The sequence below is a fragment of the Pseudoflavonifractor sp. 60 genome (assembly GCF_009911645.1).
Classification (GTDB): domain Bacteria; phylum Bacillota; class Clostridia; order Oscillospirales; family Oscillospiraceae; genus Lawsonibacter.
Genome location: NZ_QWKI01000082.1, coordinates 1 through 25394, shown reverse-complemented (window position 1 = coordinate 25394; position 25394 = coordinate 1). Strand labels below are relative to the sequence as shown.

23 protein-coding genes are annotated in these 25394 nt (G+C 59.2%); 17 read left to right on the top strand and 6 right to left on the bottom strand.

Annotated features, from left to right (window positions below; genetic code table 11):
* The first annotated feature begins 364 nt into the window (after positions 1–364).
* From miaA to D1646_RS09790, 14 genes are all read left to right on the top strand, one after another.
* Positions 365–1306 carry a tRNA (adenosine(37)-N6)-dimethylallyltransferase MiaA gene (gene miaA / locus D1646_RS09855; RefSeq protein WP_160636300.1) on the top strand — a complete coding sequence of 314 codons (942 nt, stop codon included), beginning with the start codon at positions 365–367 and terminating at the stop codon, positions 1304–1306.
* Positions 1307–1371: 65 nt separating this feature from the next.
* Positions 1372–1608, top strand: a complete 237-nt coding sequence (hfq, locus tag D1646_RS09850; RefSeq protein WP_160636299.1) for an RNA chaperone Hfq — start codon at positions 1372–1374, stop codon at positions 1606–1608.
* A gap of 37 nt (positions 1609–1645) precedes the next feature.
* Complete coding sequence (locus D1646_RS09845; protein WP_160636298.1) at positions 1646–2914, top strand: HlyD family efflux transporter periplasmic adaptor subunit; 1269 nt, start codon at positions 1646–1648, stop codon at positions 2912–2914.
* Positions 2915–3009: 95 nt separating this feature from the next.
* Positions 3010–3720, top strand: coding sequence for a YggS family pyridoxal phosphate-dependent enzyme (locus D1646_RS09840; RefSeq protein ID WP_160636297.1), 711 nt, complete (start codon positions 3010–3012; stop codon positions 3718–3720).
* 45 nt (positions 3721–3765) lie between these two features.
* Entirely contained in the window at positions 3766–4251 is a 486-nt protein-coding gene (locus D1646_RS09835; protein ID WP_160636303.1) for a cell division protein SepF, read from the top strand.
* Between the two features lie 15 nt (positions 4252–4266).
* Positions 4267–5625 (top strand): hypothetical protein, encoded by a 1359-nt coding sequence (locus D1646_RS23690; RefSeq protein ID WP_160636296.1) that lies wholly within the window; start codon positions 4267–4269, stop codon positions 5623–5625.
* A 43-nt stretch (positions 5626–5668) separates the two neighbouring features.
* Complete coding sequence (locus tag D1646_RS09825; protein WP_160636295.1) at positions 5669–6451, top strand: DivIVA domain-containing protein; 783 nt, start codon at positions 5669–5671, stop codon at positions 6449–6451.
* A 604-nt stretch (positions 6452–7055) separates the two neighbouring features.
* Positions 7056–10553, top strand: a complete 3498-nt coding sequence (mfd, locus tag D1646_RS09820; RefSeq protein ID WP_160636294.1) for a transcription-repair coupling factor — start codon at positions 7056–7058, stop codon at positions 10551–10553.
* Positions 10554–10695: 142 nt separating this feature from the next.
* A complete protein-coding gene (locus tag D1646_RS09815) occupies positions 10696–11886 on the top strand; it encodes a peptidylprolyl isomerase (protein WP_160636293.1) in 1191 nt (396 codons plus the stop codon).
* Between the two features lie 181 nt (positions 11887–12067).
* Positions 12068–12751: a hypothetical protein gene (locus D1646_RS09810; RefSeq protein WP_160636292.1), complete on the top strand. Its 684-nt coding sequence runs from the start codon at positions 12068–12070 to the stop codon at positions 12749–12751.
* 150 nt (positions 12752–12901) lie between these two features.
* The gene (locus D1646_RS09805; protein WP_160636291.1) at positions 12902–13498 is read left to right on the top strand and encodes a helix-turn-helix transcriptional regulator; all 597 of its coding nucleotides are present in this window, start codon (positions 12902–12904) and stop codon (positions 13496–13498) included.
* Positions 13499–13524: 26 nt separating this feature from the next.
* Positions 13525–13917: a hypothetical protein gene (locus D1646_RS09800; RefSeq protein WP_160636290.1), complete on the top strand. Its 393-nt coding sequence runs from the start codon at positions 13525–13527 to the stop codon at positions 13915–13917.
* 26 nt (positions 13918–13943) lie between these two features.
* Positions 13944–15263 (top strand): hypothetical protein, encoded by a 1320-nt coding sequence (locus D1646_RS09795; protein WP_160636289.1) that lies wholly within the window; start codon positions 13944–13946, stop codon positions 15261–15263.
* A gap of 210 nt (positions 15264–15473) precedes the next feature.
* The gene (locus tag D1646_RS09790) at positions 15474–16094 is read left to right on the top strand and encodes a hypothetical protein (protein WP_160636288.1); all 621 of its coding nucleotides are present in this window, start codon (positions 15474–15476) and stop codon (positions 16092–16094) included.
* 163 nt (positions 16095–16257) lie between these two features.
* Here D1646_RS09790 and D1646_RS09785 read toward each other — a convergent pair whose 3' ends face one another.
* The 5 genes from D1646_RS09785 to D1646_RS09765 form a co-directional block, all read right to left on the bottom strand.
* Complete coding sequence (locus D1646_RS09785) at positions 16258–17253, bottom strand: ABC transporter permease (protein WP_243154107.1); 996 nt, start codon at positions 17251–17253, stop codon at positions 16258–16260.
* Complete coding sequence (locus D1646_RS09780) at positions 17250–18365, bottom strand: ABC transporter permease (protein WP_160636287.1); 1116 nt, start codon at positions 18363–18365, stop codon at positions 17250–17252. The genes D1646_RS09785 and D1646_RS09780 overlap by 4 nt, the downstream gene beginning before the upstream one ends.
* Positions 18362–19942: an ABC transporter ATP-binding protein gene (locus D1646_RS09775; RefSeq protein ID WP_243154106.1), complete on the bottom strand. Its 1581-nt coding sequence runs from the start codon at positions 19940–19942 to the stop codon at positions 18362–18364. Before D1646_RS09775 ends, D1646_RS09780 begins: the two co-directional genes overlap by 4 nt.
* Positions 19943–20283: 341 nt before the next feature.
* Entirely contained in the window at positions 20284–21555 is a 1272-nt protein-coding gene (locus D1646_RS09770) for a BMP family ABC transporter substrate-binding protein (RefSeq protein ID WP_160636286.1), read from the bottom strand.
* A gap of 67 nt (positions 21556–21622) precedes the next feature.
* Complete coding sequence (locus tag D1646_RS09765; RefSeq protein ID WP_160636285.1) at positions 21623–22198, bottom strand: xanthine phosphoribosyltransferase; 576 nt, start codon at positions 22196–22198, stop codon at positions 21623–21625.
* A 305-nt stretch (positions 22199–22503) separates the two neighbouring features.
* Between D1646_RS09765 and D1646_RS09760 the strand changes: the two genes are divergently transcribed.
* On the top strand, positions 22504–23313 hold the full coding sequence (locus D1646_RS09760; RefSeq protein ID WP_160636284.1) for a ParB/RepB/Spo0J family partition protein: 810 nt from the start codon (positions 22504–22506) through the stop codon (positions 23311–23313).
* Here the strand turns inward: D1646_RS09760 and D1646_RS09755 are convergent.
* Complete coding sequence (locus D1646_RS09755; RefSeq protein ID WP_160636283.1) at positions 23289–24158, bottom strand: SMI1/KNR4 family protein; 870 nt, start codon at positions 24156–24158, stop codon at positions 23289–23291. The two genes, D1646_RS09760 and D1646_RS09755, sit on opposite strands and share 25 nt — an antisense overlap.
* Positions 24159–24368: 210 nt before the next feature.
* Here D1646_RS09755 and D1646_RS09750 point away from each other — a divergent pair, with 210 nt between their 5' ends.
* Together D1646_RS09750 and D1646_RS09745 are read left to right on the top strand one after the other, a co-directional pair.
* A complete protein-coding gene (locus tag D1646_RS09750) occupies positions 24369–25121 on the top strand; it encodes an AAA family ATPase (RefSeq protein WP_160636282.1) in 753 nt (250 codons plus the stop codon).
* Entirely contained in the window at positions 25111–25347 is a 237-nt protein-coding gene (locus D1646_RS09745; RefSeq protein ID WP_160636281.1) for a hypothetical protein, read from the top strand. Before D1646_RS09750 ends, D1646_RS09745 begins: the two co-directional genes overlap by 11 nt.
* Positions 25348–25394 lie beyond the last annotated feature (47 nt).

Below are 25394 nucleotides of genomic sequence, written 5' to 3'. Positions count from 1 at the left end.
CCCCTTTGCCAAAGGGGGCAAGCGGCTTCGCCGCTTGTGCGCTCCTGCGGCATCACAAGGTGGAACTACCCCGGCCCGCTAGCTCTACAAATTTTCTCTACTTTACGAAATAAAGAAAATTTCTTCGGGCCCCTTGCACTCCCTGGCCGCCTGTGTTATAATGTGCCCAATTTATAATTGAACGCATTTCCACGGATTTTACAGGCAATCCCCCGGAGAGCTGGCACTCTCCGGGGGATTTTTTCAATCGTCCGCATATAATGTGACCGGCGCAAGCATTGAGACACCGGGCTTTCCCGCCTCCTCTTTCCCCCTGCGGCAGAGGGCGGCGCCCCCACTCCACACTTTCAAGGAGGCGAGCTCTATGCCCCCAAAAATTCTGGTTATCACCGGCCCCACCGCCTCCGGCAAGACCTGGCTGGCGGTGGAGCTGGCCAAGCTGCGGGGCGGCGAGGTGGTTTCCGCCGACTCCATGCAGATCTACCGCCGCATGGACATTGGCACCGCCAAGCCAACCCCTGAGGAGATGCAGGGCGTTCCCCACCATATGATCGACGTGGCCGACCCGGAGGAGGACTTTTCGGTGGCCCGGTACGTGGATATGGCGGCCCGGTGTGTGGAGGACATTCTGGACCGGGGAAAGCTGCCCATTCTGGCGGGGGGCACGGGGCTGTATGTGGACTCCCTTCTGTCGGGGCGCACCTTCGCCGCCTTCGATGGGGACAGCCCCCTGCGCGCCCAGCTGGAGGAGCGGTTTGCCCGGGAGGGGGGGGAGCCGCTGCTCCGGGAGCTGGCCCTGGCCGACCCGGAGTCCGCCGCCCGCCTCCACCCCAACGACGCCAAACGCGTGATCCGGGCGCTGGAGGTATTCCTTACCACCGGCAAAACTATAACCCAGCACAACCGGGAGACGCTGGCCCTGCCTCCCCGGTACCGCGCCCTCACCCTGTCCCTGGACTTCCAGCGGCGGGAGGATATGTGGGCGCGCATTGACCGGCGGGTAGACCAGATGATGGAGCGCGGGCTGGAGGAAGAGGTCCGCGCCCTGCTCCGCAGCGGTGTGCCCAAGCGATGCACCGCCATGCAGGCCATCGGGTATAAGGAGCTGGCCGCCGCCGTCTCCGGGGAGGGTTCTCTGGAGGAGGCCGCAGCCCAGGTAAAGCTGCGCTCCCGCCAGTATGCCAAGCGCCAGCGCACCTGGTTCCGGCGCAGCGAGGGAGCCAAAGGGCTGCTGTGGGGGCCTGAACCCAATTTTGCGGACGTCCTACACCGTTCGACAGCATATATGGAAGAATTTGGTATATGATAGTGGCACATTAGGGCGGAACCCAGCCGCGCTCTAATTAAATAGAAAAAGGAGTGCTACATATCATGACAAAGACAAACAATCTCCAGGACATCTTCCTGACCCAGGCCCGCCGGGAGCGCCGGAACGTGACCATGTTCTTGATGAATGGCTTCCAGATGCGGGGCTGCATCACCGGCTTTGACGCCTTCACCGTGGTCCTCAACAGCGACGGCAAACAGCAGATCATCTATAAGCACGCCATTTCCACCATCGTTCCCGAGCGGCCCGTGCCCTTAACCCCTGTGGAGGAGGCTCCGTAGGGCGCGGACTGCGGTTCCGGCAGAAAGAGAGAACGCTATGAAAGACGGAAAACCCCTCACCACCTTTGTGATCCTATCCTTCGCGGCCTTTCTCGCGATTTACCTGTCCGCCCACTTCTTCAACTCTCTGGAGGAGCCCTACCAGACAACCCGGGTCTACTCCTACACCGCCAACGACAGTGTGCTGGCGGAGGGCCTGGTGGTGCGGGACGCTCTGGTGCTCCCCGCCCCCTCCGGAATCCTGGAGGTGACCCGGGCGGAGGGGGAGAAGGTGGGCAAGGGCCAGCAGATTGCGCTGGTCTACCGGGACAGCCAGGCCCAGGCCAGTCAGGCCCAAATCGAGGAGCTGGAGATGGACATTACCCTGTTGGAGGAGGCCATCTCCCAGTCCGGCGACCTGGAATCTGCCGCACGTCTGGACGAGGACATTTTGCAGGCGGTGGTGGACCTGCGCTCCTCCTACGCCCAGCGGGACTACAGTCAGCTGCGCGAGCAGGTGGTGGGGGTAAAGAGCAGCGTGCTCAAGCGGGGCTACACCTATGGCGAGGGGCTGACCTCCGCCGACCTGTCCGCCCGCCTGCGCCAGGCCAAGGACGAGCTGGCTGTTCTGACTCGCCAATCCGCTCAGGCGACCACTCGGATCACCGCGCCGGTGCCGGGGGTGTTCTCCAACCTGGTGGACGGCTACGAATCTCTTCTAACCCCAAAGTCCATCCTCCAGCTCACCCCCACCTCCCTCCAGGAGCTGATCGACAAGCCGGTGGGAGAGGATATCTCCTCCATGGGCAAACTGATCACCTCCGACACCTGGTACTTTGCCGCCAATCTGCCCCAGGAGGCGGCGGAGCGGCTGCGGGAGGGAGATCGGGCCAGCCTGCGCTTCACTGGCGATTTGAACCGGGACGTGACCATGACGGTGGAGCAGCTGGGCACCACGGAGGATGGCAAGACCCTGGCCATCTTCTCCTCCAACCGCTACCTCACCTCCACAACCCTGCTGCGCTCCCAGACCGCTGAGCTGATTTTTGAGAGCTGGTCCGGCCTGCGCATCCCCAAGGAGGCCCTGCACCTGGTGGACGAGGAGCAGACCGACGAGGAGACCGGCCAGGTGAGCCGAATCAGACGGATGGGAGTCTACGCCCTGGTGAATGGCCGGGCCGAGTTCCACGAGCTGTCCATTATAACAGAGGGAACCGACTACTATGTGGTCCGCCCCGTGGGGAGCGGGAAGAAGATCCTCCGGGCCGGGGACGATATTATTATCGCCGGCGCCGGGCTTCAGGACGGACTTCTTCTGGAGGGCTGAGTCACAACCCCTGTGCCTTGGGGACGGTCAAGCCCTGCCGCCAGCTCCGCCGTTTCCAGTCCCAAAATCCACTTTAATAGAGAGAAGGAATTGTTATGGACCTGTCCCAAAATGTAAACGCTGTCCGGGAAAAAATTGCTGCGGCGGCCCTTGCGGCGGGGCGAAAGCCGGAGGAGATCACCCTGTGCGCCGCCACCAAGGTACAAACCGACGAGACCATCCGCGCCGCCATTGCCGCAGGGATCCGGGTCTGCGGCGAGAACCGGGTCCAGGAGCTCACCGCCCATCTGGCCGCCGGCGCCTACGCCGGGTCGGCAGTTCATTTCATCGGCCACCTCCAGACCAATAAGGTGAAGCAGGTGGTGGGCCAGGTGGATCTGATCCACTCGGTGGACTCGGTGCGCCTGCTCCACGCCATTGACAGTCAGGCGGACAAGCTGGGGCTGGTCCAGGACATTCTCCTGGAGGTGAACATCGCCCAGGAGGAGAGCAAGGGGGGAATTTCTCCCCGGGACTTACCCGATTTGGTCCGCGCCGCTCTGGACTGCGGTCATGTCCGCCTGCGGGGTCTGATGGCCATTCCCCCTATTTCCAGCGCCTCTGGGGCCAACCGAAAATATTTTTCTGAAATGAGAAATCTTTTTGTTGACATAATGAGTGAAATGTCGGATAATCAAAGTGTTATGGACTGTCTGTCTATGGGCATGAGCGCCGATTTTGAAGACGCCGTCGCCGAGGGCGCAACCCTGGTCCGGGTGGGCACCGCCCTGTTCGGCTCCCGTCCTCCCCTTGTTTCTTCCCGCTGATTGACCGCCTGCCCAATTTTTACTGCTGAGAAAAGAGGATACATGATGGGAATTTTTGACGAGTTTAAGCGACTGGCCCGCCCCTATGAGGATGAGGAAGAGGACGATTATGACGAATTTGACATCTCCCCCAGGCCGGTGGAGCGCCGTGAGCGGGAGCGCGTCGAGCGCCCTGTGCGCAGCGAGAGCGCCTACAACAGCCCCCCCCTGGAGGACGAGCGCCGGGGCAATAAGGTGGTTAACATCCGGGCGGCAACTCAGCTCCAGGTGGTGCTGGTGAAGCCGGAGCGCTTTGAGGACGCCTCCTCCATCGCCGACCACCTGCGGGAGAAGCGCACTGTGGTGCTCAATCTGGAGTCCACCAACAAGGAGATCGCCCGCCGCCTGCTGGACTTCCTGGCGGGAGTATCCTACGCCCAGGAGGGCAAGATCAAGCGGGTCGCTGTGTCCACCTACATTATCACGCCCTACAACGTGGACATTCTGGGGGACCTGATCGACGAGCTGGAGAATAACGGCCTGTATTTCTAAATAGGAATATTACCCATGGGAAAGAAGTTTTTCGGTCTGCTCCTGGCTGCCGTCCTGTCGGCCGGGTGTGCCGCTGCGGGAGCGGCCCAGTCCCCACAGCCGGAGCAGTCCGCCGCCCACTCCGTCCCGGAACCGGACACGCCGGAGGAGATTTTTGTGGATGACCCCGACTCCCCCTACCCCATGGCGGTGGAGCGCTGGCAGGTAGATTTGGACGGGGACGGCACGGACGAGCTGGTGGAGCTGCGGGCGGAAAAGGGCTACTTCAGCAACGAAATCGAGCCGGACAAGTGGTTCGAGGGAGAGGGGATGCACCCCTACACCCTGGTGGTAACCCAGGGGGAGACCGTCTATGAGCTGCCCCTGGGCTGGGAGGACAACGGGACTCCCCCGCTGAACCCCGTCTATTGGGACAAGGAGCGGACCGGGCGGGGCTGGATTCAGGACGAGGAGGGCCTGCCGGTGCTGGTCCTCTGGTTCGACTCCTGGTCCCGGGTTCTTGACGTCTACGCCCTGGGAGTTCAGGAGGGAGAGCCGGCCCTTCTCCCCGTCCCCGAGGGCGACTCCCCGGAGAAGATTTTTGTGGACGCCTCCAACTCCCCCTACCCCATGGCAATGGAGCGCTGGTCCGTGGATATGGACGGGGACGGCACGGGCGAGCTGGTGGAGCTGCGGGCGGAGAAGGTTTACAATCCCATAACCCCCCAGTCCGGGCTCTGGGCTGAGGACACCCAATCCCCCGGCCATTTCTGCTCCCTGGTGGTAACCAGGGGGGAGACGGTCTGGGAGCGGCCCATCGGCCGGGAGAGCAATGAGCAGCCCATTACCACGGGAGGCTGGTTCTTCCCCCTGGGCGAGCACCGCTCCGAGGCAGTCTGGACTCGGGACAGGTCCGGCAATCCCGTGCTGGTCCTGTGGACCGACTCCATGGGGAGCGGCGGCATGGGGGGCGTCTATGTGTACGCTTACACCTTTCAGGACGGCATTGTCCCCCTGCCTGTGCCAGACTATGGCATGGAGGCCGCGCTGGACCAGGAGACCATGACAGCCCGGGTCACCGTCCCGGAAACGGGGCACACCGAGACTCTGGACCTGAACCAATGGCTGGCGGACTACCAGCGGAACAGCGGGGAGAATAACTGCGGCTTCACCTATGAGGACGGCACACTGACCTGGCCTGCTCCCGGGAACATCGACGGCGTCTATTATGCGGAGGCGGGGGAGCAGGGTCTTGTCCTGCGGCAGTATATCTCCGGCGCCTCCCACGCGGACGGCATGGGGGACCTAGTCACTGCTATAACCTGGGAGGACGGCCAGGCCGTGGTGCTGGACCAGTATTTTGACTGGAACCCGAAGTTTTGGGAGCTTTTTTGAAGCCCCTTCGATTAGAATTAGATAATGAGCAGGAGGGTCAACTATGCTCACACCACAGGAGGTTTCCGAGCGCGCCTTTTCCAAGGCGTCCTTCGGCGGCTATAATATGGCCCAGGTGGATGAGTTTTTGGACGTTCTCACCGGGGATTACACCGCGCTGTTCAACGAGAACGCGGTGCTGAAAAGCAAGATGAAGGTGCTGGTGGACAAGGTGGAGGAGTACCGCTCCACTGAGGACGCCATGCGCAAGGCTCTGATGGCAGCCCAGCGGATGGCGGACGACCTGGTGCAGGAGGCGGAGCGGAAGAAGGCCGAGCTGCTGGCCAAAACCGAGTCGGAGGTCCGGGCCCGAAAGGCGGAGCTGGTCCAGGAACTGGAGGCGGAGGAGTTTCGTCTCAAGCAGGCCCAGAAGCACACCGCCACTTATGTGGAGCGTGTGCGGGCCCTCCACATCCAGGAGGCGGAGTACCTCTCCCGGCTGGAGGACCTGTATCCCCCTGATACCAAGCCCGCGGTGGACCCGGTGGAGGAGAAGGCGGCGGAGATTGACGACAACGTTCAGCGGCTGCTGAATCAGGCCATGGAGGCCGCTGCCGCTGAGCGTATGCGGGCCAAGGCCGCCGAGGAGGACGAGGAGGACAAGGATCTGTCCGATACCGCCGAGTTTACTCCCGGCTCTGCCCCCGCCCAGGAGCAGGCCGCCCCCCGTCGCCTTGCAGATGATGAGGAGGACGAGGAGGACGGCGGTACGCCTCCCAGCCGGGGAGGCCGCATTGACTTCGGTAAGCTCCAGGACCACTTTGGCCGGGACTATGAGATCACCTGATGTTACAACAGCGCGCCCTGGAGCACTGCACTCCGGGGCGCGCTGTTGTTTTGTGTCAGGCGCGGTACTCCCACTTCTCCTCCAGCAGCTGATTGTCAATGCCCAGTCCCTGACCCCAAACCCGCGCAGCTGGGCCTCCTGGGTCCCCCGCTTCACAACGACGATGGAGCCCACAATGCTGTCCTCCTGCTCCGCAACCCACAGCTGACTGCCCTGGGGGTCGTCGAAGAGTTCGGGGGATTGTCATGGGCAGACTATCTTCTACCTCAGATTTCAAGTAGAAGCAGTGCCAGCGGGTCAATCCCCACCGGCTTCGCCTCCGCCCCTTTTCAAAGGGGCCAGGCCCTGCTGGCGCAGGGCCACAAGGCGGCAGGCTAGGGTCATCCCAACCCACAAAAGATACTTTGCAAATCAAAGTTTCCGCCAGAATTCCTCTTGACGGATGTTTTGCTCCACATTATACTAATAAGACACGGCTGAATCACACCCCTCCCCTGAACAGGGGCAGGGGCATTGCCGCGTTGTCACATCAACAGACAACCGCTTGAATCCCCGCTGCCGCCGGGACAGGACAACATGAAAAATGGGAGAAAGGGTGTTTCACATGAAACTTTTAACCGCCGCGCTGAGCCGGCTGCCCGCCTTTCAGCAGCTGTTGGAGGCGCTGGAGGGCGGACAGTCCCCGGCGGCACTGTCGGGTGCGGCGGCCATTCACCGCTGTCACATCGCCGCCGGCATCGGGCTGATGACCCAGCGGCCTGTGGTGGTCATCTGCGCCGACGAGCACGAGGGGAAAAAGCTGGCCCGGGACCTGTCCGTCTTTGCCGAGACCGCTGTGCCGGTGCTCACCGCCCGGGACTTCACCTTCCACAACGCCGCCGCCCTCTCCCGCCAGTGGGAGCACCGCCGCCTGGCTCTGCTCAAGGACCTCTCAGACGGCAAGCTCCCCTTTCTGGTGGCTACCATTGAGGGGCTGCTCCAGCGCACCATCCCCCCGGAACTGCTGCGCCAGCACAGCCGCCTAGTGAAGCTGGGGGACGTGTACGATTTGGACCAGTTGGCCAGGGACCTGACCGCCGCCGGCTATGTCCGCTGCCAGCAGGTGGAGGGAGTGGGTCAGTTCGCCCTTCGGGGAGGCATTCTGGACGTTTTCTCCCCCGGCATGGACAACCCCGTCCGGGTCGAGTTCTTCGGCGATGAGGTGGACGCCATGGGGGTCTTCGACCCTGCAACCCAGCGGCGCACGGAGAATATTGACGCCGCCGTCCTCCTCCCCGCCGCCGAGGTGCTGCCCCAGCTGGCCCCCGGCGGAGCGGCAGAACTGGCCAAAAGGCTGACAAAGCTGGCGGCCAGGGCCCTGCAAAATGGCAACAAGGAGCTGCAAAAGACCCTGGACCAGGACGGCGAGTCCATTGCTCAGGGGAAGACCTTTCCCGCCCTGGACCGCTACCTCCCCCTGATTTACCCCAAGCTGTCGGGGGCGGCCGGCTATTTTCCGGCGGACGCCTGCGTCATCTTTGACCAGGTCCCCCGGGTTGCTGACCGGGCCAAGAGCTACCAGTGGCAGCTGGAGGAGGATGTGAAATCCCTGCTGGAACAGGGGGAGCTGGACGGCTCCTGCGGAGAGCTGGCCCTCACCTTCCCCCAGCTGTGTGCCCTGCTGGAGAATTTCCCCCAGGTCTATCTGGACTCCTTCACCACCGCCAGCTACCCCACTCTCCCCCGGGCTCTGCTGTCCATCACTGCCAAACAGCTGCCCCCCTTCCTGGCCAGTCCCGAGGCGGCGGTCCAGGATCTGACCCACTACCAGAACAGCGGCTTTGCCTGTCTGGCCCTGGTGTCGGGGGAGCAGCGGGCCATTGACCTCCAGACCCTCCTCCGGGAGCAGCGGGTCAAGTCCGCCGTAGATTTTCAGCTGAAGGAGCTGCCCCAGCCGGGTCAGACGGTTATCACTGTGGGCGGACTGTCCAGCGGCTTCGAGTATCCGGAGCTCAGGCTGGCCGTCCTCACCGAGGGGGAAAAGGCCGCCAAAAAGCCCAAGGCCCGCAGAGAGGCCACCAACCGCCAGAAGCTGAAGTCCTACGCCGACCTCTCCCCCGGCGACCTGGTGGTCCACGAGCACTACGGCGTGGGCCGGTACGCGGGCATGGTGAAGATGCCGGTGGATGGCATTGAGAAGGACTATGTGAAAATCACCTACGCGGGGAGCGACGTGCTCTATGTCCCCGCAACCCAGTTGGACCTGGTGAGCAAGTACATTGGCGGCGGCGAGGACGCCAACGAGACCAAAAAGCTCAACCGCCTGGGGGGCCAGGAGTGGGAAAAGGCCAAGAAAAAGGCCAAAAAGGCGGTACAGGACTTGGCCAAGGGGCTGATCCAGCTCTACGCCCAGCGCCAACGTCAGCCGGGCTACGCCTTCTCCCCCGACTCCCCCTGGCAGCGGGAATTTGAGGGGCAGTTTGAGTACACCGAGACCGACGACCAGCTGCGGTGCATCGGGGAGATCAAGCGGGACATGGAGCGCCCCACTCCCATGGACCGGCTGCTGTGCGGCGATGTGGGCTACGGCAAGACGGAGGTGGCCTTTCGGGCCATGATGAAGTGCGTGCTGGACGGCAAGCAGACCGCCATTCTGGTGCCCACTACGGTGCTGGCCCGTCAGCACTACCTCACCGCTCTGCGCCGGTTCCAGAAGTACCCGGTGAACATCGACGTGGTGTCCCGGTTCCGCACCCCAGCCCAGATGAAGGAGACCCTGCGCAAGGTGGAGGCGGGGGAGGTGGATATCCTCATCGGGACCCACCGGCTGTTCAACAAGGACGTACGGTTCAAGGACCTGGGGCTGCTGGTGGTGGACGAGGAGCAGAGGTTTGGGGTCCAGCACAAGGAGAAGCTGAAGGAGATCTTTAAGCAGGTGGACGTGCTCACTCTGTCCGCAACTCCCATCCCCAGGACGCTGAATATGGCGCTGTCGGGCATCCGGGATATGTCGACTTTGGAGGAGCCCCCCGCCGACCGCCAGCCGGTACAGACTTACGTGCTGGAGCACGACTGGAATCTGCTGGCCGACGCCATGCGGCGGGAGCTGGGGCGGGGCGGTCAGGTGTTCTATCTCCACAACCGGGTTGAGACCATCGACCGCTGCGCCGCCCGCATTCAAATGCTGCTGGGAGAGGAGGCCGCCATTGGCATCGCCCACGGACGGATGACCCAGGAGGCCATCGACGACGTAATGGCCCGGATGACCGACGGGGAGCTGAACGTGCTGGTGTGTACCACCATCATTGAGACGGGCATCGACCTGCCCAACGTGAACACCCTGATTATGGAGGACGCCGACAAGCTGGGGCTGGCACAGCTCCACCAGATCCGGGGGCGGGTGGGCCGCTCCAACCGGCGGGCCTTCGCCTACCTCACCTACCGCCGGGGCAAGGTGCTCTCCGAGGTGGCCTCCAAGCGGCTGGAGGCTATCAGAGAGTTTGCCGAGTTCGGCTCCGGCTTTAAAATTGCCATGCGGGACCTGGAAATCCGTGGGGCGGGCAATGTGTTGGGCCCGGAACAGAGCGGCTTTCTGCTCAGTGTGGGCTATGATATGTACCTGAAGCTGCTGGAGGAGGCCGTCCTCCTGGAACAGGGCCAGCCGTTGCCAACCCGGACCGAGTGCGCCGCCAACCTCAGCGTATCCGCCTCCATCCCGGACCAGTATGTCCCCGCCCCGGAACAGCGCATGGACCTGTACCGCCGCATCGCCGCCATCCGGGACGAGCAGGAGGCCGACGAGCTGGTGGATGAGCTCATTGACCGCTACGGCGAGCCCCCCAGGCCGGTGAACAACCTGATCTCGGTGGCCCTCCTTCGCGCCACCGCCGCCCGGTGCCAGATCAGCGATATCGCCCAGAACGGAGACCGGCTGGTCTTAACCCTGGCGGAGTTCTCCCTGGAGCCCTTCTCCCAGCTGTGCGCTCAGGAGCGCTACGCCAAACGCCTCCTTCTGATGCCCGGCGACTCCCCCCGCTTTGCCCTTCGCCTGGGTAAAAACGAGGACCCCCTCCGCGCCGCCCGGCACCTGGCCGAGGACTACGCCAAAATCCTGGGGGGCTAACGGCCGCTCTCGCCGGGCGGGCACTCTTTTCTTTGGCAAGACATAGAAGATGGGTTTGCCGGGAAACCGCCCTTGTCAAGCGCTCTTTTTTGTGATATGATAGGGACTGTTCATTATTTTTCTGCAAGAAAGGAAACATTCTATGAAACACACCACACGCATGGGGGCCCTGGCGCTGGCCCTTGTCATAGCCCTCAGCGGCTGCGGAAACGGGAACAGCGCCAGCAGCTCCAGCGGTTCCGGGACCAGCTCCTCTGCGGACGCCTCCTCCCAGGTGATCCCCATGGACCTGACCGACATAAGTGACCCCTACCTGGCAGTGTCCGGGATCGCCGGGGACGGGGTCATGGCAAAGCTGGGGGACGCGGAGGTCACCGCCGCCGAGGTACTCTACTGGCTCAACTACTGTATGGATGACTATCTCAGCCAGTTTAACGGCCAGCTGAGCACACCCCCCTGGGACATTGACATGGGCAATGGCGTCACCATTGGCGACAGCCTCAAGGAGGAGGCGCTGAATATGGCGCTGCTTTACCGCTCCATGGACCTGCTGGCCCGGCAGGAGGGCCTGACCCCTGACCCTGCATCCGCCCAGGAGGTGGACAAGCAGTACACGGAGCAGATCATCCGCCTGGGCAGCGAGGAGGTGGTCCAGCACCTGTTCTGGGCCCAGATGCTCACCAAGGAGCTGTTTATCTACCTCAATGACTGCTACGAGCTGAATGTTCAGCTGCGGGACACCTATTTCGGCGAAAACAGCGGCAATTACCCCACTGACGCCGAGGTGAACGCCTGGCTGGACGAACAGGGCATCTACCGGGCCAAGCATATCCTGCTGGCCACCATCGACCTGGACACCATGGAGTCCCTGGACGAGGAGACCATTGCCCAGAAGCGGGCCACTGCGGAGGACCTGCTCTCTCAGCTCCAGAACGCGGAGGACCCTGTGGCCCTCTTTGACGAGCTGATGAACGAGTACAGCGAGGACTCCGGTTTGGAGTATAACCCCGAAGGCTACACCGCTTACAAGGGCCAGATGGTCGCCCCCTTTGAGGAGGCCGCGCTGGCGCTGAAGGATGGGGAGTTCAGCGGCATTGTGGAGAGCGATTACGGCTATCACATTATCCTCCGCCTGCCTCTGGACCCCGCCGACTACCGAAGCCAGGTGACTGGCCAGCGTCTCCAGGAGCGTCTGGACCAGTTCCAGGAGGACCAGGGCGTGGAGACCACCGACGCCTACGACCAGCTGGACCCCGTCGCCTTCTGGGACCAGCTCCTCTCCCTCCAGGCCACCGTGGAGACTGAGGTTCTCCTTGCTCAGAGTCAAAGCTGATACAACATTTCAGGCGCGCCCCCACCGGGGGTGCGCCTTTTGACATACATTATACGGTATGCTATACTATTCGTACAGAATCCTTTTTCAGTGTTTACTATGGGACCGGACATATAATGTGGAGACCTCCGTAGTACCGCCTCTCACTCCGTATTAACACATATTCAGAAAGGAGAATCCTATGAAAAATCGCATGAATTCTTTACTGATTGGCGTTTTGGGTTCCGCTCTGCTGTTCTCCCTGTACGTTTTTTCATCGGGAGTCGAGCGTGTGTTCTTTCATCAGGGGAACTCCAGTTCGCTGGTCCAGGACGATGCTTCTGAAGTCACCACAGACGGTGGAGAACCTTCCAAAACTCCAAGCCTTTATCGTTTGTATACCAGGGTCGAAGATACGATGAAACTTTTGCCCGCCAGTGAATCAGACGACACGTACGTCGATTATTACGGCGGCTGCTATATCGAAGACAACACACTTGTGGTTTGCTTGACTGACACGAATATTCTCAACTCAGGAACTGTACCCGTATTGCAGGAGCGCACCATCTGCGTCAAAGAGGTAACATACTCTTACAATCATATGAAGGAAATTGAAAACTCTATTTTGAATAAATATGAACAGCTCTACAGCCAGTTCCAAACAGACCCGGACAGCCCGGAATTTCTGCTGCTCAGCTCTATTATGGGCACCGCAATTGATGAAAAAGAAAATCATTTAAGGGTTGATATTCTTGACCTAAACGCGGAAAAAGAGGCTGTGTTTTTAAAGCTGTTTGGAGCACATCATTGTGCAGTTTTAAATAACTGCGTGGAAGCGCTTCAAGACTTGGTCACCACATACGATCCAGGAAGCGGAGCATCTTAACGCCGCTTCCCAGCAGCATGGGATATTCATGCGCCTCACCGCTTATTTCAGGGGGTGTCATCCTATGTAACATCCTTGTAACATCCCTTTTTCGAGGAAAATTACTTTGATGTAACATAAAGTTGGTGGACTTTGAACGGAGGTCTTGTTATGGTAAATTCAGTCCTGCAAATCCGGGACGCCCGGGAGTGTGCGGGTATCTCCCAGGATGATCTGGCGGCGAAGATGAAGGTCTCCCGCCAAACCGTCTCTCGCTGGGAAACCGGCTCCGCCCGCCCCTCTGCGGACAATCTGGCAAAGCTGAGCCAGCTGCTGGGGGTATCGGCGGATGTGCTGCTGGGGCTTCGGCCCTTTCGGGAGGAGGAGACGGAGCTCACCTCTCCGGCGGAAATTCCGGAGGAGCTCCCGCCCCCAGTGGAAATTCCGGAGGAGCAACCCCCTGCGAAAAAAGCCGTTTCCAGACGTGTCAGGGGGCTCCTTCTGGTCCTGCTGGCCGCCCTCCTGCTGGCGGCGGGTATCGCCATCGGCGCGCTGCTCTTTGGACAGCGGGTCCCGGATGCAGTTCCAACATCAAAATCAGAAAGTGAGGTGGTAACTTCCTCCGGAGAACAGCCGGAGGCGTCCCCGGAATCAGAGAAGGACCGGCCCCTTCGCCCATCGGAGCTAGATGTCTCAGACGTAGACCCCGCCACTGTGATCTATGGGAAACTCCTGCCACCGCTGTTTGACTCCTCTGATCTCAGCTGAATTTTTTGGAAAGGAGATGTATCCCTATGAGACGATTTGCAGGCATCCTGCTGGCTTGTACCCTGGCCCTGAGCTGTTCTTTCCTCCCCTCCGGTGCAGTGGAAGTCTTCGATGATTTTCCTGCCATCGCCCGGGTATCTGGGCGAGTAAATCAGGCGATCCCTGCCAATATGACAGTCTATCTGGACGAGTTTACTCTGACTGTGGACGACATTATCCGGTATGACTGTGTCTACACCCCCAGGTTCGCCAGTGTGGATTTCGGCTATATTGCCCCAGACGGCAAATTTTATAGCAAGAACTGCACCAGCGGAAGTATTAACCGGTCCTTCCAGGTAGACAACGCGGGGACCTATACGCTGGCCATCCGCAACAACTCCTCCAACACCGTCACCGTGACGGGAACCGTGAAGTATTAACATACACATTCAGAAGGGAGTATACTATGGGAAGATTTCGCCGCATTATATCATTCTGTATCATCGCCAGCATTATCTTCTCCTGCATGGCATATACTTTTGCGTATAATGGCCAGGATATCCATGATTCTGCGAGTTCCAGTACCTCCACCTCTTCTGCTGAGGAGCTAGAATATATCTCAAACCTGGGCACAGAAAAGTACAATTATTTGCTGGATGTATGGCGCGAGGATGGGGCCTATTCCCGTACACAGGACATAAGCTATCCCTCCTTCTATGGGGGCTGTTACGAGGATGACAACAAGGACTTTGTCATTATGGTAACATCTCTTGACCAGGAAGTAATTGATTACTTTGAAAATCTAATTGATCTAAACTATGTCCGTTTCTCCCTGGTGGAAAATTCTTACCAGGAACTGCTAGACGGAAAGGCAACGATCAAGCAGCTACTGTCTTCCGGTGCTTTTGGCGAGAGCATCACCAAACTATTCACTGGCACAGGTATTTCACAACGGGAAAATGCAGTGAATGTCTATCTGGCTACAGAAGATATCGCCGCCATCCGGGATACGATTGAACAGGTCTATGCAGCAAATACTTACAAGCCCTGTAAACTCCGCTTTATCTCCGCCTGGTATGATGTCGTGGAATTGGAAGCCTCTGAACCAAATGAACAGGATGATTTTCAACAGCCGTATCTTGTAAATGGTGCATTTGTAGAACCTGGAGGACCCATCAGAGTAAATGGTGTGCCTTTAAGTGTGGGTTTCTGGGCAAAAGATTATTTGGGCAATCTTGGAATTGTCACGGCAAATCATGGCCGTTTCTATGATGGTTTGGAGGCATACGCATCAAAAGCCGAAGATGGGAGTACTGCCACCGCGTATTTCGGTAAGGTAACAAGTAATACATGGTATGGGGGCTCTGTAGATGCCTCCTTTGTTCGGAGAATGGATAACCGTTTTGGTGTAATAAACTATGTATCTGGATGGGATTTTTATTTAAAGTCTGAGACAATAGATATGAAGGAAGGGCAGGAAATATTTAAGAAAGGAATAGCCTCAGGTGCAACAAGAGGAAAGGTTATTGAATTAGGCTTTGATCCTTCCTCTGTAGCTGAGACCGATTCTAAACTTACTTCTGTAGTTTTAACTGACTGCTATGCCCAGCCTTATGACAGTGGCGGAATTGTAGCTGGTGGTGGTTCTACATCATCAAGATATATTGCTGGAATTATACACGCTGGAGCCTATAGAGTCTCTTCGTCAGGTGCAGTGGAAGGGCCATATATGATGTTTTCACAGGCTTCTGATATTCTGAAGAAGATACGAGTCACTTTACCATAACACTTGGAATACTTCGCATAAATAATCCAAAGTACGCCCTCACTGGGGGTGCGCCTGTTTGACAAGCACTGCATCAGCGTGCTATACTATTGAAGATAAAATTTCTTTTCCGTGTCTGCCAGGGAGTCGGCGGAAACCCCCGTAATACCCGCCTTCAACACCGTAATGGAAACCGTGAAGTACTAACCCCGATGCAGAAAGGAGTGTACTATGGGAAGATTTCGCCGCGTGATACCATATTGTTTAATTGCCGGTGTTATCCTGTGCTGCGTGGCATATGCTTTTACAGATCACGGCCAGGACGTTCAGGACGCAGCGAGTTCCAGCCTCCCTGTGTATCCTGCTGCGGATCTGGAGTACATCTCAAACCTGGGCTCGGAAAAATACAATCACCTGCTGGACATATGGCGCGAGGACGGACCCTATTCCTCCACTCAGGACATAGCCTATCCCTCCTTCTACGGGGGCTGTTACGAGGATGACAACAAGGACTTTGTCATTATGGTAACATCTCTTGACCAGGAGGTAATTGATTACTTTGAAAATCTAATTGATCTAAACTATGTCCGCTTCTCTCTGGTGGAAAATTCCTACCAGGAGCTGCTGAATGAACAGGCTGTGGTTAATCAGCTGCTGTCTTCCGGTGCTTTTGGCGAGAACATCACCAAGCTATTCACTGGAACAGGTATTTCACAGCAGGAAAACGCGGTGAATATTTATTTAGCCACAGTGGATATCGACTCAGTCCGCGGTACCATTGAACAGGTCTATGCCGCAAATACTGACCAGCCCTGTAAGCTCCGCTTTGTCTCCCTCTGGAACGCTTGGTGATTCTAACCGTACAACAGGGAGTGTAAAAAACCCCCTGTTCCGAAAATGCGCTCCCCCTAAAAGTTCAAGAAATTCCGCAGAGGGTTTCGTTTAGAAAACCCCCTGCGGAATTTTGTTGCCCCGAATTTGGGGGATTTTCGAGTTTTTTACAGCCCCTTTGCTGTTACCTCTCTTCTCTGAAATAGTTGAGGCCCAGGGAGGCAGGCTGGCCTGAGCCCTCCTTTTTCCGCACGGAGGAGGCCACAAGCACAATGGCGGTGATGAGGAAGGGCAGAGCCTTAAATACCTGAGCCGGGACAGCGTTGAGCCAGCCCAGACTTCCGGGGAAGGCCCCCGCCAGTGAGCCGGAGTAAATCTGGAGGGTGTTGAAGAATCCGAACACCAGCGTACCCAGAATGGCCAGCACCGGGCACCAGTTGGCGAAGATGACCAGGGCAATGGCGATCCAGCCGTAGCCGTTGATCCAGCAGTTAGACCCCTCGAAGGAGCCGCTCATGTACAGGGCCATGTAGAATCCGCCCAGCCCCATAATGCCGGAGCCGGCAATCAGGTGGACGTACTTATACAGCGTAATATTCACGCCCACCGAGTCCGCCGCGCCGGGGTTCTCTCCCACCGCCCGCAGGCGCAGGCCGGTCTTGGTGAAATTCAAATACCACCACACCAGCACCGCCACGGCGATTCCCAGGTAGACCAGCACATTCTGGGAGAAAAATACCTTTCCCAGCAGAGGAATCCTGGAGAGCAGGGGAAGCTCCACTGCGGCGATGCCGTTGACCAGCGCAGAGGCCCCGGTCATAGCGGGCCAATTCTCCCCGATGCCCTTGCCCACGAAGAAGTACAGCCCCAGGCCGAAGGTGGTAATGGTCAGGCCGGTGACATTCTGGTTGGCCTGGAGGGAGACGGTGAGCAGGGCGAACAGCGCGCCGCACAGTCCCGCCGCCAGGAAAGACACCAGCAGGCCCACCGCCAGACTGTTGGCGGCGCAGCCGGCCAGGTAGCCAAAAATGGCCCCCACTGCCATGGTGCCCTCCACCCCCAGGTCCAGACTGCCCGACTTCTCCACTACAATCTCCCCCACGGTGCCGTAGAGCAGGGGGATGTTCACCAGAACAATATTAAAGAGGAACAGGGTCAACACATTCATAGGGTCGTTCATTTGGCAGCCTCCTTTCCGCTCCGGGGAGCCAGCTTGAAGCGGGTTAAGAAGTCCGCCGCCAGCACAACAAAGAGGATGACGCCCTGGAGCAGGTTGGCAAAGTTAGCGTCAATGGAGGGGTAACTGGTGCTGGCCGTCTGGCACCCGAACTGGAGCACGGTAATCAACAGGGAGGCCAGCAGAATACCCACCGTGTTCAGCTTGGCCAGCCAGGCCACTACAATGCCGGTCCAGCCCACCGAATTGGTGGGGGAGGCGGACATGACCCCGGCGGAGGACACATGGAGGGCCCCCGCCATGCCGATGAGGGCGGCGGACAGGAAGATGGTGCGGATGACGATCCTGCCCACCTTCATGCCAGCGTACCGGGCCGTGCTGGGGCTGTCCCCCACCACGGCGACCTCATAGCCCCGCTTGGTGTAGTTGAGGTAGATGAAAATCAGGGCACACAGTGCCAGAGCCACCACCAGAGACAGGTTCAGGTTGAAGGGGCCGATGGGGATGGTGATCATCTGGGCGCTGTCCGGGAATTTGGCGAACCGGGGCCGGTTGGACTCCGGGTCCAGGAAGAAATTCCAATCCCCCTTGGTCTCGGCAAAAAACTGGAGGAAATACAGGGCCACATAGTTGAGCATCAGGGTCAGCAGGGTCTCGTTGGTGCCCCACTTCACCTTCAGCGCCGCCACGAATACGCCGTAGAGGCCGCCGCCCAGCGCTCCGCACAGGGCCATCACCAGCACCATTACGGGCTGAGGCAGGCTCTCCCCCAGCTGCATCCCGGCCACTCCGGCAAAGAAGGCCCCCATGATAAACTGGCCCTCGCCGCCGATGTTCCAAAAGCGCATTTTAAAGGCCAGCGCCAGGGCCAGAGAGACGATGAGCAGCGGCACAAAGAGCTTGATGAAGTTCTCCACCGCCCGCCAGGGGTAGCGGCTGCCGGGAATGCCCATGGTGAGCATCTGCCGGTAGAAGGTGAACGGCTCCACCCCCTGGACCGCCAGCAGCACCGCGCCGATGGCCAGAGCCAGCACCACCGCCGCCACATAGGCCAGGATCTGGAGGCCGGGGCCGGCCTGGTCCCGCTTGACAATGTGGAAAAGGGGCTTTTTCATTCCTCCACCTCCTGATTCTCTTCAATGCGGCTGTCCCGGGCAATGCCGGCGGGCTTGTCCTCGTATTTGTTGCTCAGGTCCAGGGCCCCCGTCATCATCAGGCCCAGCTCCTCCTTGGAGGTCTTGTGGGCGTGGACCACACCCATCACCTTGCCGTGGCACAGCACCATGATCTTGTCGCACAGGTCGATCATCACGTCCAGGTCCTCCCCCACGAAGAGGATGCCCACGCCCTCCTTCTTCTGCTGGTTCAGAATGTCGTAGATGGCGTAGGAGGAGTTGATATCCAGACCCCGGACGGGGTAGGCGGTGACAATCACGTTGGGGCCCGCCTTGATCTCCCGGCCCAGCAGCACCTTCTGCACGTTGCCCCCCGACAGCCGGCGCACCGGCGTCTCGGTGGAGGGAGTCACAATCTCCAGGTCCTGAATCACCTGCTGGGCCTCCGCCCGGCCCGTCTTCCGGTCCACAAAGGGGCCGGGGGACTGACCGTATTTTTTGAGGAGCATATTGTCAGTGATGGACATAGAGGGGGCCAGCCCCATACCCAGCCGGTCCTCAGGGATGAAGGACATGGAGATGCCCTTGTCCAGGATGGCCCGGGGAGAGAGACCCACAATGTTGTCCCCCTTGTGGATCATCTGGCCGCTCTCAATGGGCCGCAGGCCGGCGATGGCCTCGCACAGCTCCTTCTGGCCGCAGCCGGCAATGCCCGCCACACCCAGGATCTCGCCCCCCCGGATGTAGAAGTTCACCTTGTCGATGGCCACCGCCCCCTCGTCATTGCGGATGGTCAGGTCCCGGATCTCCAGCAGGGGCCGGGTCTTGTCCACCAGGGGGCGATGGATGTTCAGCTCTACCTTCCGGCCCACCATGTATTCGGTGAGCTGCTGCTCGTCGGTGGAGGCGGTATCTACCGTACAGATATACTGGCCCTTGCGGAGAATGGCGACCCGGTCGGAAATCTCCAGCACCTCGTTGAGCTTGTGGGTTATGATAATGATGGCGTGGCCCGACCCCTTCATGCGGCGCAGCACGTCGAAGAGGCGGGCCGTCTCCTGAACGGTGAGTACGGCGGTGGGCTCGTCCAGAATGATGATTTTGGCCCCGTAGTACAGGACCTTGACAATCTCCAGGGTCTGCTTCTCCGAGACCGCCATGTTGTAGACCTTCTTCCGGGGATCAATGTCAAAGCCAAACTTTTTCACCATCTCCCCGATGATCTCATACCGGTCCTTTTTCAGCACCGCACCAGACTTGTCATCTCCCAGCCAGATGTTGTCGGCGGCGGTGAACACGTCCACCAGCTTGAAGTGCTGATGGACCATGCCGATGCCCAGCCGCTTGGCGTCCTCCGGGGAGTTGATGGTCACCTCCTGGCCGTCCAGCAGAATGACGCCGCTGTCCGGCTTGTAGATGCCCGACAGCATGTTCATCAGCGTGGTCTTGCCGGAGCCGTTCTCCCCCAGCAGCGCCAGGATCTCCCCCGGCTTCACGTTCAGATCCACATCCCTGTTGGCAGCTACGCTGCCAAAGCTCTTGCAGATCCCCCGCATTTCAATGGCGTACTTCTCCATAATCCTCTCCTCTCTTCTTCTTTTCTTTGAAAAGAAAAGAAGCAAAAGAAACTTTTCCTTCGCTCTGATGGTCCGCCCATACCGGAAGCGCTCCGCCCGGTCACGAAGCATTTCCGCCGCTGTATTCTTTGATTGTGTCCTGCTTGATACAAAACTCTGTTTCATGGTTCAGCAAATTTTAATTTACTGAACCGCAAAACGCAGTTTTGCAGGGGGGTCTTTTTTTTCGCTTGCTTTTTTCTTTGTTAAAAAAATAAAGGGGCACAGACGAAAAAACCAAGGGCCGACCGATTTGCACCGATCGGCCCGGGTAGGGTCTGGGGTCTGACGGCGGGGAGGAGTTAGCCCTCCACCACGCCGGTCACATTATAGTTCATGCTGCCCTTGATGACGCCGTCATCCACAGAGGGACCGCCGGCGGCGACGATCACATTGCCCTGGTTGTCCACCAGGTCGGCATCGGTCTTGACAATCTCTACCGAGCCGTCCTCACCGATGTTATAGCTCAGCTTCACGCCGGAGAACACGTCCCAATCGCCGGAAACAATCAGCTCACGGACAGCGTCCATCACGGCCTTGGTGTTGGGGGCGGCGATGGCCTCATTCAGGGGGGAGGCGTCCACAAAGCCCTCGGCCAGACCGGCGTAGTAGGCGTTGCCGCCCATGTTTTCCACAAACTTGGAGGCGTCGCCGTTGCAGTCCATGGCCGCCTTGATGGCGGTCTCATAGTACACGTTCCAGTGCCAGATAGCGGCGGTCAGGTGGGCGTTGGGGGCCTGCTGGGTCATATCGGAGTTATAGCCGCAGCCAAAGACGCTGTTCTCCTGAGCCACCAGCTGGGGCTGGGCGGAGTCGCAGTGCTGGGAGATGACGCCGCACTGATAGGTGTCCACCAGCGCCTGGGCGGCCTGGCGCTCCAGGGCCTCGTCTCCCCAGGTGTTGATGACATTCACATGGACCACCGCGTCGGGATTGGCGGACTGGGCCCCCAGGGCAAAGGCGTTGATGCCGGAGCAGGTCTCGGCGTACTCGGTGTTATAGGCGGCCACATAGCCGATGGAGTTGTTGCCCAGCTCCAGGGACTTCATCCCGGCGGCGATACCGGCCAGGTAGCGGGCCTGATAGATGCGACCGAAGTAGTTGTTGAAGTTGGTGTCGTTGGCCATATAGCCGGTGCCGTGGGAGAAGATGACGTCGGGGTACTCCTCCGCCTTATCCGCCATAGCGTTGATATAGCCGAAGGAGATGCCGAAGACAATGTCGGCCCCCTGGTTGACCACGGTGTCAATGGCGTTGGCCACGGCGGTGTCGTCGTTGTCAGGTACACCGTCCACGATAATCAGGCCGGCGGGGTCCAGGCCCAGGTCCTTCATGGCGGTGGTGATGCCGTTGTGGTGCTGGAAGGTGTAGCCAGCCACGTCGTTCTGGCTGGTGATATAGACGGCGCCCACCTTGAGGTCAGAGCCCCCCTCCACAGGTGCGGAGCCGCCGCCGCTGGAGCCAGCGCCGCCGGCAGAGCTTCCGCCGCCCTGGGCGCTGTTGTTGCCGCCTCCGCAGGCGGCCAGGGACAGGCTCATGGCAGCGGCCAGAGCCAGCGCAAGAATCTTTTTCAATGGTTTTTCCTCCTTCAAAATAGTTCGTTTCATCCTGCTTTCTATATTAAAACCGAATTACTCGGTTTTAATCCACAAATTCCACTCCGCGCTCCTCGCTCATGGACTTGACCTGGGCCAGAGCCTCCACCCTGACCCCCCGGGCCCGCAGCCGCGTTCCGCCGGGCTGGAATGCCTTCTCAATGACGATCCCCGCCCCTGCCAGCTTGGCCCCGGACTGCTCCACCAAATCGATAAGCCCGTCCAGCGCCGCGCCGTTGGCCAGAAAGTCGTCAATAATCAGCACCGTATCCCCCGGGCCCAGGAACTTTTTGGAGACAATCACGTCGTAGACCCGCCCGTGGGTAAAGGACTCCACCTTGGTGCTGTACACCTCGCCGGCGATGTTTTTGGTCTGGGTCTTCTTGGCGAAGAGCACCGGGCAATGAAAAAACTGCGCCGTGATACAAGCAATCCCAATGCCGGAGGCCTCGATGGTCAGGATCTTGTTCACGCCGCAGCCGTCAAACCGGCGCAGAAATTCCTTGCCGATCTCCTCAAACAGGGCAATGTCCATCTGATGGTTCAGAAAACTGTCCACCTTCAGAACATCATTCCCCTTCACAATGCCATCCTGTCGGATACGCCGCTTCAGCAGTTCCATGGTCCGTGCCGCCTTCCTTATATGATAGGGTCCGATTTCCCGGACCGCGGTCTCATCTGGCGAAAATAATGCAGTTTTATTTTACAGGAAATGTCTCCGGCTTTCAATCCTTTTTCCCGTAAATTTTACACAATTTTCCCTTCCCTTTCTTGTGCCTTTCATAGATTTCCTCCAGAATACCGGTCTTCAGTCCCCTTTCCCAGGAAATTTCCTGTGTCTGTCACTGTTCGACCCTTTATTTTCCATTTTATGGTAAACTGTTGGTATCCTACTAAAAGGGAACACAAAGGAAAGGTGGTTTTTTTATGTGGCCGCTGACCAAAAAGGGAATCTTCGACAGCGGGCGGGTCCTCTTCCTCCCGGTGGACCTGATCCTACCCAACCCCAACCAGCCCCGGCGTACCTTTGACCCCGCCGGTTTGGAAGAGCTGGCCAACTCCATTCGGGCCATGGGGATCCTCCAGCCCCTGACGGTGCGCCGCCGGGAGGGGGGCTGGGAGCTGGTGGCCGGGGAGCGCCGTCTTCGGGCGGCCAAGCTGGTGGGATTGGAGACCGTCCCCTGCCTGTCCATCCAGACTGATAGCAAGTCCTCCTCCCTGCTGGCCCTGGTGGAAAACCTCCAGCGGCGGGACCTGGACTTCTGGGAGGAGGCCCTGGCCCTGCGCCGTCTCATCGACGCCTACCACATCTCCCAGGAGGAGGCCGCCCGGCGGATCGGCAAGAGCCAGTCCGCTGTAGCCAACAAACTGCGGCTGTTGAAGCTTCCCCAGGAGGCGCTGTCCGTCCTCCGGGAGGGCGGAGCCTCCGAGCGCCACGCCCGGGCCCTGCTGCGGCTGGAGTTGCCGGAGCAGCAGCTGAACGCCGCCCGGCAGGTGGTGGAGCAAAGCCTTACCGTGGCCCAGACCGAGGCCCTGGTGGATGCCCTCCTAACCGCCGCCCCCGTCCTCAGCAAAAAGCGTCCTACCTTTATCATAAAGGATGTGCGCATTTTCCTCAACACCGTGACCCGGAGCCTGGACCTGATGCGCTCCGCCGGAGTCAATGCCCAGTGCAGCCGGGAGGATACCGAGGAGAGCATCACCCTCACCATTCAAATTCCCCGAAAGGCGGGGTGACTTCCCTCCCGCAGCTCCAGCCTGTTTCCATAGCCCAGTTCCTTGAAGGCCTCCGCCAGCTCCCACATTGGCCGCCCCTCCATTCCCCATGTGGAGATGTTTACGGTGTCGAACATATCGTTGGGGTCAAACTCCCGGGACAGAATACAGCAGGTCTCCCCTCGGATCCAAATTTGGTCCAGCTCCGTACTGAATCCCGCCTTTTTATAGCCCTGTTCCCGCAGCGGCCCCTCCAGCCTGGCGATCTGAATCTGAAAACCCCTGTCCCAGAGGTCTTCCTCACTCAGCCCCTCCAGGGAGTGGGTCCTGACGTACTCCTCCGCCTCCGGGCAGGGGCCATAGGGCGGCTGGTGGAGATGGAAGGCCAGCTCCATGGGGTAACGGAGGGTCAACTGATCCACACCCCCTGCCAGAAACGCCTGATTGCACAGCAGCTGCCCCAGACTGTCCGCCGCCTTCACCGGTCTTCCTCCCGCCATCCGCTCCCGCCAGACCAGAAGGGGCGGACCTTCCCGGGTTAAGCGGTAGGCCAGCCGGTCGCCGTCGTCGTATGGGGCATAGCTGCCGATGTTCAGATAGACCCCCTCATCCTCTGTGAGAAACGTCTCCGCCAGACTGTACAGCCGCGCCCTGTTTCTCAAATCCAGCCCTCGGCCCCCCATGTGGGTCAAAAAGTCCACATACTCCCCCGGGAGCGGCCCCAGCTTCTCTGCCAGCTCCTCAATCTCTTGGGCTGTGGAGTAGGTGACGTTGTAGTACTCCCGCCAGTTGGGGTAGACTTCTGTCATAAAGCGGTCGAAGGACGGATACCAGTTCTCCCCCTCCCAGGGTCCCGGTACCAGCATTGTATCCCCTCCTCTCCTGTTTCTTCTATCATAGGGTCTATTTTTCTGTTTGTCAATCTTGTTTCACGTGAAACACCAGCCCCGCATTTGGGCCGCTGGTGTTTCTTTTTTGATAAAAACTTCAAAAACAGTTGAAATCTGCCATTGGGGTTGATATAATGAGAAATTGTACCCAGTATTGAAATCCTATCACCCTGAGGAGGCTGTTCCATGGCTAAAATCATCGCAGTTGTCAACCAAAAGGGTGGCGTCGGCAAAACCACCACCACCGTCAACATTACCGCCGCCCTCCACGACCTGGGCAAGCGGGTCCTGCTGTGTGACTTTGACCCCCAGGCAAACGCCACCTCCGGCATGGGTGTGGACAAAAATACCGCCTCGCCAAACGTCTATGACCTGCTTATCAGCGACGCCGACCCGGTCAAGGCGGTGGTGAGCACCAAGTATGGCGATGTGCTGCCCTCCAATAAGGCGCTGGCCGGCGCGGGGATCGAGATGATCGGTATTGACAACCGGGAGAAACTGCTGAAGGCCGCCCTGGACGCCTTGACAGACCGGTATGACTTTATTTTTATTGACTGCCCCCCCTCCCTGGAGCTGCTTACCGTCAACGCCTTGTGCGCCGCTCACACCCTGCTGGTCCCTGTGCAGTGCGAGTACTACGCCCTGGAGGGACTCAGCGACCTGCTGGCTACTGTCCGCCTGGTCAAGCGGAAGCTGAATCCGGAGCTGAATATGGAGGGTGTGCTGCTGACCATGTTCGACAGCCGCACCAACCTGTCCCTCCAGGTGGCTGAGGAGGTCAAGCGCCACTTCCCCGGCCAGGTCTACGCCACCGTCATCCCCCGGAACGTCCGCCTGTCCGAGGCCCCCAGCCACGGCAAGCCCATCTCCGCCTATGACCCCTACTCCCGGGGGGCGGAGGCCTACCGCCTGCTGGCGGAGGAAATGTGTGCCTCTTGATCCCCCCTTCTTCCTTTTTTCTTTGAAAAGAAAAAAGGAAGCGAAAAAAGAAACTTTTGCGCAAAACTCCGCTGCGCTCTGTTTTGCTTCCAACTCTATCCAGGCGGAAGCTCAAAAAAGCGGCCTTTCTGGCTTCCAAGCCTTATTGGACTGTGACTTCCTGGGGTCACAGACCAATCCCAACTCCATAAACAACATCAAACAGGCAAAAAAGGATAAATTATAGTATAGTGTGTTCTCCAAATAAACAGACAGCCGTCAACTAAGCGCAGG